The 12,011-nt window shown below is 61.0% G+C and carries 6 protein-coding genes; all 6 read left to right on the plus strand.

Annotated features, from left to right (window positions below; all coding sequences use genetic code 11):
* The first annotated feature begins 4 nt into the window (after positions 1-4).
* From NKJ80_RS08445 to NKJ80_RS08470, 6 genes are read left to right on the plus strand one after another with little or no spacing between them, the layout of a single operon-like run.
* Positions 5-631, plus strand: coding sequence for a phage connector family protein (locus tag NKJ80_RS08445; RefSeq protein WP_352497412.1), 627 nt, complete (start codon positions 5-7; stop codon positions 629-631).
* Positions 632-3,355 carry a phage tail protein gene (locus NKJ80_RS08450; RefSeq protein WP_352497413.1) on the plus strand — a complete coding sequence of 908 codons (2,724 nt, stop codon included), beginning with the start codon at positions 632-634 and terminating at the stop codon, positions 3,353-3,355.
* Positions 3,355-3,714, plus strand: coding sequence for a hypothetical protein (locus NKJ80_RS08455; protein ID WP_352497414.1), 360 nt, complete (start codon positions 3,355-3,357; stop codon positions 3,712-3,714). Before NKJ80_RS08450 ends, NKJ80_RS08455 begins: the two co-directional genes overlap by 1 nt.
* Positions 3,696-4,193 carry a hypothetical protein gene (locus NKJ80_RS08460; RefSeq protein WP_352497415.1) on the plus strand — a complete coding sequence of 166 codons (498 nt, stop codon included), beginning with the start codon at positions 3,696-3,698 and terminating at the stop codon, positions 4,191-4,193. The genes NKJ80_RS08455 and NKJ80_RS08460 overlap by 19 nt, the downstream gene beginning before the upstream one ends.
* Positions 4,193-7,600, plus strand: a complete 3,408-nt coding sequence (locus NKJ80_RS08465; RefSeq protein WP_352497416.1) for a transglycosylase SLT domain-containing protein — start codon at positions 4,193-4,195, stop codon at positions 7,598-7,600. Before NKJ80_RS08460 ends, NKJ80_RS08465 begins: the two co-directional genes overlap by 1 nt.
* A complete protein-coding gene (locus NKJ80_RS08470; RefSeq protein WP_352497417.1) occupies positions 7,600-11,850 on the plus strand; it encodes a hypothetical protein in 4,251 nt (1,416 codons plus the stop codon). Before NKJ80_RS08465 ends, NKJ80_RS08470 begins: the two co-directional genes overlap by 1 nt.
* Positions 11,851-12,011 lie beyond the last annotated feature (161 nt).

The following is a 12,011-nucleotide window of genomic DNA, read 5'->3' on the forward strand; positions in this document are numbered from 1 at the left end:
TCCGATGACCGACCAGCTTTCCCTCTACAATGGCGCCCTGATCAAGCTTGGTCAGCCGCGCCTTGGCGCCCTCACGGATGAGGGGAAGGCGCGCCGTGCGCTCGATGCCGAATATGCAAAGACCGTGAAGGGCTGTCTCGAAGCCGCGTTCTGGAATTTCGCCATGCGGTTCGTCCAGCTCGAGGCCACGCCATCGGTCGGAACCAATTTCGGCTATCAATACGCGTTCGACAAGCCGGACGACTGGCTGCGCACCGCTGGCGTGACCTCTGACGATTTCGGCAAGGTGCCGCTGCTGGACTATGACGACCGAACCAGCCGCATCCTGGCCGGGCAGTCCATCATCTACCTTCGCTATGTGTCGAACGACGAAGACTATGGCCTGGATCTCGGTCTTTGGCCGCAAACCTTTGTCGATTACGTCGAGACGTGCCTTGCCTGGGCGACATGCGAGGAAGTGACGGGCTCGGCTGAGCGGAAAGACCGACTAGAAAAGGCGCGGGACAAGGCGAAATACAAGGCTTCGAATACCGATGCCATGAATGAGGCGGTAACCAGATACCCGCCCCCTGGCCGGCTGGTCCAAAGCCGTGGCTCTTCCTCGCGTAGCAGGCCCTACGGGCTCCGCTAAATGGCAAAAACCAATGCGCCACTGCTGGCCTTCAACCGGGGGCTGGTTTCCACGTCTGCGCTGACGCGGGTTGATGTCGATCGCATTCGTTTGTCAGCGGAAGTGATGGAAAACTGGCTACCCAAGACGGCGGGCTCAATGTTCCTCCGTCCCGGCTCCGGCTACCTCGGCACAAGCCGCAACAACGCGTTCGGCATCGACATTCCCTTCGTGGCGTCGACCACCGACACGGCGCTGATCGAAATGGCCGATGGCAAGATGCGAGTTCGCATCGATGACGTGCTGATTTCCCGCGTCTCCGTCGCCACCACGATATCGAACAGCGCCTTTGCCACCTCGGCAAGCTGGACCGACGCATCGACCAACGGCGGCACTCTCACCTTCGGCGGCACAGGGCTGATCCTGAACGCGGTCAATGTCGGTGGTCTGGCCGTCTGCCGCCGTCAAATCACTGTGGCCGGCGGCGACGTGAACAAAGAGCATGCGCTCAACATCAGCGTGACGCGCGGCCCGGTGACCTTCCGCTGCGGCTCGACCTCCGGCGGCGACGAATACATCGCTGAAACCACCCTGCGCACAGGCTCTCATAGCCTCGCCTTCACACCGACCGGCAATTTCTGGGTCCAGTTTCAGACGGACCTCGACATCAACAAGATTGTGGCCTCCTGCCAGGTCGCATCCACCGGCACGATGGAACTGGATATCCCGTATGCGGCGGCCGATCTGCCCTATGTGCGGTGGGATCAATCGGCAGACGTTCTCTTCCTGGCCTGCGATGGCTTCCAGCAGCGGCGCGTAGAGCGGCGCGGAGCTGGCCGGAGCTGGTCAATTGTTAGGTATGCGCCTGTTAACGGCCCGTTCTTCGCCGGCCGATCGGCAAAGGTTAAACTGAAGGTGGCGGCGACTAACGGCAACACGACGCTGACATCCGATCTGCCGTTCTTCAAGCCCGAACACGTTGGCGCACTGTTTCGCGTCTTCAATGAGGGCGTCAACCAAAGCTATCGGCTGGGCGCCGAACTGACTTTCACTGATTCTATGCGCGTTACCGGGCTCAACACTTCGGATTATTTCGACCGGAATTGGTTCTACACTGTGAGCGGAACTTGGGCTGGAACCTTGCGCTGGCAGCGTTCATTCGATGGGCCGGACACAGGGTTTAAGGACTTCCGAAGGGCTACAGGAACGAGCGGCCAAGATATAACGGGCAACACCGGATCGACACAAAACAACGACGACGACGACAACGCCATCATTTACTACAAGCTGGGTTTCAAGCCTGGGCTTTATACGTCTGGAACGGCTATCGTCACGGTCACCTATGATGGCGGTGGCGGCAACGGGATCTGCCGTGTGGTCGGCTACACCTCGGCCACGGAAGTTGATGTCGAAGTCCTGAGCCGCTTCAACGGAACTGGCTATTCCGACAATTGGCAGGAAGGCATCTGGTCCGACAAACAGGGGTGGCCCAGCGGCGTGGCCTTCGACAAGGGCCGGCTCGGCTGGGCCGGCAAGTCGCGGTTCATCTTCTCGGTAGCCGATGATTACGAGAATTTCGACCCGGACTTTGAAGGCGATAGCGGGCCGATCAACCGGACGCTCGGCTCTGGGCCGGTCGATACCATCAACTTCATGCTCTCGCTTAGCCGGCCGATCATCGGAACGCCTGGCGCTGAGTTCTCAATCAAGTCGACCTCATTCGATGAGCCGTTGACGCCTCAAAATGCGCAAGCGGGAACGCCTTCAACGCAAGGCTCTCGGGCGGGCGTGGCTGCTGTGAAAATAGACAGTCGGGGCATCTTTGCTCAACGATCCGGCAAGCGCCTTTTCGAACTGATCCCGGATGGAACCACCTACGATTATCTGCCGCGCGACCTGACGCTGCTTTGCCCGGACCTGACCGGCAACGCCAATGTTGTCGGCATGGCAATTCAGCGCCAGCCTGACACGCGGGCGCATGTCTGGCTCGATGACGGGACTGTCGTGCTGCTCACCTATGAACCGTCCGAAGACGTGACGTGCTGGTCACGGTGGCGCGCGGGCGGCGCTGGCTTCATCGAAGGCGTTTCGGTGTTGCCGGGCGAAGATGAGGATGAAGTCTTCTATCGGGTGCGCCGGACAGTCAGCGCCTCCACAGTCCGCTATCTCGACAAAGTTGCGCTCGAATCGGAATGCCTTGGCGGCACGATGAACAAGATGGCTGACAGCTTCGTGGTCATCTCTGCGGTTACCGGAACGTCCGTGACCGGCCTCTCGCATCTGAACGGCCTGGGCGTGGTCGCCTGGGCTGCTGGGAAGTATGTCGGCGCCTATACGGTGTCGGCAGGCGCAATCACGCTCACCGCTCCGGTGGCGGCAGCTGATGTCATGGTGGGCCTGCCCTATACCGGGCTCTACAAGTCGACCAAGCTGGCCTATGCCGCTGCGGCGGGTACCGCTCTCAGCCAAATCAAGCGCGTGAACTATGTCGGTCTGATCATGGGCCTGGTCCACAATGACGGCATCGAAGTCGGGCGCGATTTCACCAACATGGACAAGCTGCCGCGCCTCTACCAGGGCAGGCCCGTCGCTGCCGATGAAATCTTCACGGAATACGAAGAGCCGGCGACCGCATTCAGCGGCGAATGGAAGCCGGACAGCCGCCTTTGCATCCGTGCCACGGCGCCGAAGCCTTGCGTTCTCAACGCGGCGGTCGTCACCGTCGAGACCAACGATAAAGTCTGATGGCTCACGAAGTCGTGCCGCTCACGCGGGAACATCTCACCGAATGGTATGGCGACAAGGGCAGCGGTCCAACGGTGCGCGGCATAGCCGGGATTGTTGACGGCAAGCTGGCAGCGGTCGCCGGGTTCTGGTTCTCGCGGGGCAACGTGATTGCGTTCTGCTCGCTGAAGCCTGAGGCGCGGCCATACCGACACGCAATTCATCGGACGGCGCTGGCCCTCATGCAGGAAGCCAAGACGCGGCACAAGCGCATCATTGCGCTCTGCGACCGTGACGAAAAGACCTCGGCGAAATGGCTCTCGCGGCTTGGTTTCAAGCCTGACGAAGGGGACGTGTGGACATGGCAGACTTCGGAATAACTGAGGTTCTAGCGCTCGTCGGTGCCGGCGTGTCGGCGGCTGGCACGCTTGCGGCCGGCGCTGCGAAAAAGAGCGCGGCCGATTACCAGGCGGCGCAGCTCGATCAACAGGCGAAGGAAGAGACGGCAGCGGCCCAACGTGAGGCGGAACGCGCCAAGAAGGAGAAGAACTTCGTTCTGTCGCGTCAACAGGCTGTAGCCAGCGCTTCCGGCCTCGGTGCGCTCGATGAGACGGTGGTGGATCTGGCCGGCGACATTGCCACGCAAGGCGCGGTCAACGAAGGCATGATCCGCTATGGCGGCGAAGAGCGGGCAAAGGGCAGGCGGGCTCAAGCCGCCTCGGCGCGCATGGAAGGCAAGGCGGCGCAAACCGGCTCCTACTTCAGCGCGGTCGGAACGCTGATGGATGGCGTGGGCTCGTTCGCTAAGGACTGGAACCCGACGCCATACGCGGCGCCGTCCTCGGGGATCTATTACTAATGGCGCTGAAACTGCCTGGCGCTGAAGACCTGAGCGCGCCGACCAGCGGGCGTTCGGGCCGGCCGATTGCGAGCTTTGACACCTCGGCCATCGGGCAGGGCGTGGCGCAACTCGGCGCCGGCCTGCAGTCGATGTCGAACAGCTTGAAGGTCCGGGAGACCAAGACAAAAGAGACCGTCGATAAAACCCAGCTCTTCGACACGGAAAGCCGCTACCAGCAGTTTCGATCGGCACAGGCTCAAGCCCTGACCGCTGCCGGCGACAAGGCCGAACCGGGCGCGTTCGGCTTCAAAGAGCAATACCAGGGCTCCTATAAGGAAGCCGCCAAGCAATTCATGACGACCGTGCCGGCAGAGCTGAAGCCGGTCTATGACGCCAAGCTTTTCAGTACTGAAGAAAGCCTCATCAACGGCGAGGGTGGCGCGGGCGATTTCGAACGAAAGCAGCGCAAGGCCTATTACAAAACCAACGTCGATGAAGGCCTGACCGCCATTGAAAGCCGGCTCTATAGCGACCCGTCGAAATTCGATGATGCTGTTTTTGAGGGCAATAACTTCATCGATGCCATTCCAGACGAAGACGTAAACCCGATCGAGAAGGATGCGCTGCGCCGTGGCTGGAAGGCCAAGGCACAGATGGCGGCGCTTAACGGCATGAAGCCGGCCGATCGGCTGCGGGCTCTCGGCGAGGCTCCGGGGCAGGACGATATCATCAACGCCATGAAGGGCGTCGAAAGCGGTCATGATCCGAACGCTGTCTCCGGTGCCGGCGCTATCGGTGAAATGCAAGTCATGCCGGACACGGCAGTCGAGATTGCACAGGAAATCCAAGATCCGAACTTCCCGCGCACGCCTGAGGCACAGGCCGAATATCTGAAAAATGAAGACGTGTCGGACAAGTATGGCCGGTACTATTTCAACAAAATGCTGGCTCGCTACGATGGCGACATGGAAGCCGCGCTCATTGCCTACAATGGCGGCGCCGGCCGGGCCGACAAGTGGCTTGCCAGCGGTCGCAACGATGCCGTCATCCCGCAAGAATCGGCCGACTATTACAAGAAGGTTCTCGCCAAGACCAAAGGCAGCGACGGCGCCGCACAGTCTGCGCCTCGTGGCCTGAAAGAAGCGGGCAACATCGACCTGAACGCGCGGCCGGTGGTGAAGAATGCTGACGGCACGATTTCAACCGTGCGCTCGATGTCGTTCGAAGAGGACGGCAAGGAAATTCTGATCCCGACCGTTTCGGACGATGGCAAAATCCTGAGCGATGCCGACGCCATCAAGCTCTATCGACAGACCGGCAAGCACCTGGGCAAGTTCGACAATGCCGACGACGCCACGGCATACGCTCAAGACCTCCACAACGCGCAAGCGAAGCAGTACGGCGGCGAAGACCAGCCGGTCATCATCGGCAACCAGGCGGGCCGCGTCGGCAGCGCTGACGTTGCCGGCGTCAACAGCGTGGTCTTGTCGCGCTTCAAGCAAGTGCAGAACGCCTTTGGAGCGTCCGTGCCTATCGTCTCAGGCTTCCGTGATCCTGAACGCAATGCGAGGGCTGGCGGGGCTCGCAAGTCCGAACACATACACGGCAACGCGCTGGACCTCGATGTCAGCAAGCTATCGAATGAAGAGCGCGTCCGGCTGATCCAGACTGCTTCCTCGATGGGTTTTACCGGCATCGGCGTCTACGCCAATTCCCTGCATCTCGATATCGGTTCGCGCCGCGCCTGGGGCGCCTCTCATCATTCGGACAGTGTTCCGACCTGGGCGCGCGATGCCATCGCCGCGCATATGGCGGGCAAGTCCCTTCCGCTCGGACAGCGCGGCGGCGCCGGCTTCAAGGTGGACTCTCGGTTCGCCGATATGGATTATGTCTCGCGCGATACCATCGCCAAGGGCGCGCAAAAGGACATTCAGACCGAAGCGACCGCAACCCGCATTCAGCAGCAGGCGCAATACAAGGCCTATGACGACGCGATGGGGCTCAACATCGAAACTGGCAAAATTGTCAGTGAAGACCAGATCCTCAGTGACCCGATGCTGGACGATGGCGACATCACCAAGCAACTGAAGGCGTTTCGCTCGAAGCAGAAGGAAGACGGCGGCGTCGGCGCGCTGGTGTCGGCTATCCTGGCCGGAAGCCCTGCGGCCTCGATCAACAGCTTTGACGGCGACCAGAAGTCGCTTGGCAACAAAGCCTATGATGCGATGATCAAGGTAACGCCAGAAGAGCAACAGCCGGTTGTCACGCAAGGCTTCGTCAAGGCGACCGGCTACATTCCCGACACGCTACAGGCTCAAGTGAGGCAGGGCGCCGCGTCGAAAGACCCGGCCGTCTTCGCCGCTGCCATGTCGCAAGCCGATGCCCTGCAGACTGTGGCGCCTGTCTCGTTCGGTGCTGTCGAGGGCGCGGCCGAAATTCGCGACAAGCTCGCGGCCTTCCGCCATTTCGTCAATGATCGGGGCATGTCCGGCGAAGAGGCTTCGCAGCGCATCCTGTTTATGGATGACCCGGCAAAGAAGGTGAACCGTGAGATTCTGAAGCCCGGTCTCGACAAGTTCACAAAGACCCTGACCGTGGCCGATGTCACCAACGAATTTGATCCCGGCATCCTGTCACCGGAGCCCGGCGCCGGCATCATGCCTTTGCAGACAAGCGCGCTGATGGCCGAATACAAGGAAATCGCGGAAGAGAAATTCTATGATACCGGCGGCGACGAAGGCGCGGCGAAGGCTCAAGCCCTGGCCGAACTGAAAACCCGCTGGAATGTCAGCAACATATCGGGCGCGCCTAACCTGATGCGCCTACCGCCTGAGCTGCATTATCCGCCGATCGACGGCAAATATGACTACCTGCGCACCGACGCCATGAAGACGGCCGAAACCTACGTGGCCGGCCTCCATGACGGGCGCAAAGTCGAAAACATCGCCATCATCCCGGACGCGACGACGCGGGCCGATATCGAGCGAAAGCGCCCGCCTCGCTACCGGCTTTTCTACCAGTACTCCGAAGGCGGGCAGATCAAGTTTGATGAGGTGTTTGCGGGGCAGTGGGGCATCGATCCGAAGACCTTGAACGTGGGCGTAGCGAAGGGCGCGGAAGATGCAAAGAAACGCTTCCTGACCCGCCACGCCGTCGATGACCAGGCCAACGATATCGACCGGGCTGCGGTCGCCAAGGCCAAAGCCATCAACGCCGACCCGAACACGCAAGACTTCATCCGGGCGCTCAATTCGGAAGCGACCATCGGCGCCGGCCGGGTTCAATCGGATCTGGTGCGCCGCAAGGGTGCCGAAGACGAAACACCGGCCGCGCCGGCCGAAGCCAAGCCGCCACAGAACCCGCGCGGTGGCGGTGATCCTGATGCCGGCAAGGCGTTCCGTAGTGGATCGGGAGGCAACCTGTAATGCCGATTCTCGATTATCCCGAAGACCGGCCGGCGCTCGGCACGTTTGGCGCCGTCGACTACAAGCCGGCGGAAACCGAAGTCGCGCCTGATACGGCAACGCTGCTCGGTGCCGCCTTCCGGCAAGGCAACACGATTGGTTCGATGGCTTCGAACAAGCTGGCCGGCGTCGACCTCGCCACGCGTGAAGACGGCTTCACTGGCGATGTCATGTGGGAGAAAATCAAGGGGACGCCTTACGAAAAGAATTGGGATCGGTTCGCTGACGTCTTCAACGCGCCGGGCCTCGAGGCCATGAAGGCACAAATCGACATGGAAACCGAAGACCGGCGCACCATCGACGCGGCCGGCTGGTGGGGGACCGGCGCTTCTGCCCTGGCTGGTGTGGTCGATCTGCCTACGCTTATTCCTGGCGGGGCTGTCGTCCGCGAAGCGACCATCGGCGCCACGGTCTTGAAGACTGCGCTGCGCACGGCCGGCGCTGGCGCCCTAGGTGCCGGCGTTTCTGAAATCGCCCTGCAGTCGACGCAACAGACGCGGCCGATTGCTGAAAGCGCGATGGCTGTTGGCGCTGGTACTATCCTGGGCGGCCTGCTCGGCTCTGGTGTCGGCGCCCTGTTCTCCCATGCTGAGCGAAAGGCCGCATTCGCCTCGGTCGAAAAGGCGCTACAGGAACACATTCCGACGCCTGAAGAGGTGGCTGCGCACGCTGAAGGCGTTGGCATGGGCGCTCAGGCGGTCGACAAGCCCGTCCTCGGTGACTACGGCATCGCCTCGGGCGCCAAGTCGGTCGGCGCTCTTCAGTCTGGGTTCAACCCGCTGCTGCGTGCTGCTCATAGCCCCTCGGCGCCGTCTCGCGAGATAATGGCGAACATGGCCGAAACCGGCTTCTACCTTGAAAAGAACGTGCGGGGCGAAGGCAATCTCGCTGTCGAAAGCGCGGTCAAGTATTGGGATCGGGGCGCGCTGACCAAAGCTCTGGAACACATGCGCGGAACCTATGCCAAGGCGCGAAAAGAGCCTGGCTTCGACATGACAAAGGAAGAGTTTCGCACGGCTGTCAGCAAGGCGATGCGCCGTGGCGATGTCGGCGAAAACGATGCGGTTTCGGCGGCGGCTCAATCCTGGCGCAAGACCCTCTTCGATCCGCTGAAGGACGAAGCCATCGCCGCCGGCCTGCTGCCGGCTGATGTGAACGTCAAGACGGCAACGTCCTACCTGACCCGCCTCTGGAATTCGAACCGGCTGAATGCTGGGGAAGGGCGTTTCAAGGCCATCGTCAAGCCGTGGATCGATGACCAGCTTTCGCAGCTCGAATTCAAGGCCGATGAAATCAAGGTCGGCAACCGGATTGTCGATGCTGAAAAGCAGCGCGAAACCTTCGGCAAGGTCTCCGAACGTCTCGACAATATCGAAAGCCGCCTGACTGATCGGCAAGGCATCCGGGAACGCAAGGTGGCTTCACTCGGCCAACTGCAGCAGACCAGGCAAGACGTGCTGAAAGAGCGGGCGCCGGCCGATGTGGTGCGGATGCTGCGCGGTGCCGACGAAAAGGCCGTCATGGTCGACACGGTGAAACAGGCGAGGGCGGCCGAACGCTCGGCCAATCGAAAGCAGACCTTCGCTGAACGGTCGCCGATCCTGGCGCTGATCAAGGCTAAGGGCGGCATTCGTGTCGGCTCGAAACTGGACAATGAGCTGCGGGCAATGGGCGTCACGCCTAAGACCCATCCGGGCATGTTCATCAAAAAGAGTGGCATCGGCGATGTCGACAACTTCGTCCACGCCGAAGACGAAATGTTTGCGAACCTCCCGCAAGACGGCAACGGCTATGTCGACCCGGTGGCGGTTATGGAATCGATCCGCTCGGAGCTGAGCGGCAATCCCCTGCGCACGCCAGAGGAAGAGGCCACAGCGGCGGCGATGGACAATCTGGACAAAGTGGCGGCCGAATGGCTGGACCGCGTGGGGCTGGCTCCCAACGCCTCGGTGAAGGATGTTCGCGACTTCATCGGCCGCGTGACCGGCGCCGAAAAGAACACCGCCGGCATCGACACGCGCATCTCTCGCTTTGAGCAAGAAATTGAAGCCTTCGACCAGGCAACCGACGCCATCGTCAATGAAAGCAAAATCACTGCCGCCGAAGCGAAGACGGTAGGCGAAGAGCTGGAAAAGCTGGAAGCCGAACTTGATGCGGTGAAGGATCTGTCCAACTCGTCGCCGCGCGTGGCGCTGGTGGTCGACTACGGCACAACCCGCCGCGACCTGTTCAAATCGAAGCTGAAGGAACGCAACCTTTCAAAGCGCGTCGAAGCCCTGAAGCGGCTCGATGCCGAAGGCGGCGCGAATGATGAAATCCTGGCCGAACTGTCGGCCAAATCGATCGAACTGGACCGGCTGCGCGCCAGCATCGGAGGGCTCAAGGCAAAGGCTGACAAGCTCGAACCGATGATGCCGAAGGTGAAGCAAGAGATTCCCGAATTTGTCTCGCCGGCCGACCGTGCCGATTATGTCGGGGGCATCGTTGACGATATCTTTTCGCAGCTCACCGGCCGCGCAAACCAGGGCATGCCGTCCTACGATATGACGATGTCTTCGCGCGGGCCGCTGAAGGAACGCACGTTCAACATTCCCGACCATCTCATTGAAGATTTTCTTGAACACGACATTGAACTGATCGGGCGGCGATATGCCCGCGTCATGGCGGCCGATGTCGAACTGACGAATATGGACAAGCGCCTGGGCGGCGCCGGCAAGCCGACACTGGCAAGCCAGCTCGATCGGGTGAAAAACGAATACCTGAACCTACGCAACGCCATCGAAGACAACCCGGCCTTCACTGATCCCGAGGCGAAAGCCAGCGCATTGAAGGCGCTCGCCAAGAGCGAGAAGAGCGACGTTGAAGACATAGCCGGCGTCCGGGATCTGCTGCGCGGTCAATACAAGGTCGACACGCAACACACGAATTACGCTCGGGTGCTGCGCATGGCCGGCGTGTTCAACTTCATGCGCTCGCTCGGGGGTGTGGTGGTCTCGTCGCTGTCTGACGCTGCCCGGCCTCCGATGGTCCACGGCATGGGCCGCTACATGAGCGAGGGGATAGCGCCGCTCCTGACCAATCTGGATGCGGTCAAGCTGGCGGTTGAAGACGCGAAGCTCCTGGGCGCGGTGACGGAACGGTCTCTGCAGGGCCGGCTTGCGACCATGGCCGAACTTGCCGACCCTTATGCCAGCAACTCGCCCTTTGAACGATTCATCGACAACGCCGCGAACGTCTTTTCCAAGATGACGCTGCTGCCCTGGTGGAACGACATGCACAAGTCCATTGCCTCGGTGCTGGTGCAAAACCGGCTGCTGAAAAACGCCGCGGTCGATTATGAAAGCCTCGCGCCGGCCGAACTGAAATATATGGGCTTCCTCGGCATCGACGCTCACATGGCCGAACGGATTTCGAAGCAGTTTGCAGAGTTCGGCGATGTCGACGGCAACGTCCACATTCCGGGGATTGCCGGCTGGTCGGATGAGGGCGCTCGGCGCGCTTTCGCCGCTGCGGTCAACAAGGACGTTGACAGCATCATCGTCACCAAATCGGTGGCTGATGTGCCGCTGTTCGCCCATACGCCGACCGGGCGGGCGCTGCTGCAATTCAAAAGCTTTGCCCTGGCGTCCAATCAACGGGTCTTGATGCGCGGGCTGCAGGAAGGGCCTGGCTCGTTCATCACTGGTGTGGTCGGCATGAGTGCATTGGGTGCTGTTGCCTACTACGCCAAGCAAGTCGAATCCGGCCGCCCGCTCAACGATAACCCTGGTCACTGGATCGCCGAAGGCCTGGATAAGTCCGGCATCTTCCAACTGGCTTTTGAAGTGAACAACACATGGGAAAAGCTGGGCGGTCCTGGCATCTACAATTTGAGTGCGGCGGCCTTCCCCAGCAAGACACAACAGGCCCCAGCCTCGCGCTATGCGAACCGCGACGCCTTCGGCGCGCTGCTCGGCCCGTCATTCCAGTTGGGAACTGACGCGGCTCAATTGCTTGGCGTCCCCCTGAAGGCGCTGTCGGCCTTGACAGACCGTGACCCGACCACAAATCCCGATCTGGCGCCGGCCGATATCGACCGCGCGTCAAAAATGATCCCGTTTCTGACGCTGCCATACTGGCGGTGGATCATTGAAGGCGGCGGCCTGACCGAAGATTTTAAACTCGGGGATGCCGGCCTAAAGCCGATGCTGAAACAGACGGTCGCCAACTAGCAATCGGTGTCGTCCGACCGGCCACCGTAATTCCAGCACTTTTCGGAAAATCCCCCTTTGGTGGGGATGAACGTGGTGACGATTGCGTACGTTATCGCGCCGAAGATTAGAACCCCGATCAAAGCCCCAAGCCCACTATAGCGCGGGTCGCGCCAGAACCC

This window comes from Mesorhizobium sp. M0030 (assembly GCF_040323695.1).
GTDB lineage: Bacteria > Pseudomonadota > Alphaproteobacteria > Rhizobiales > Rhizobiaceae > Mesorhizobium.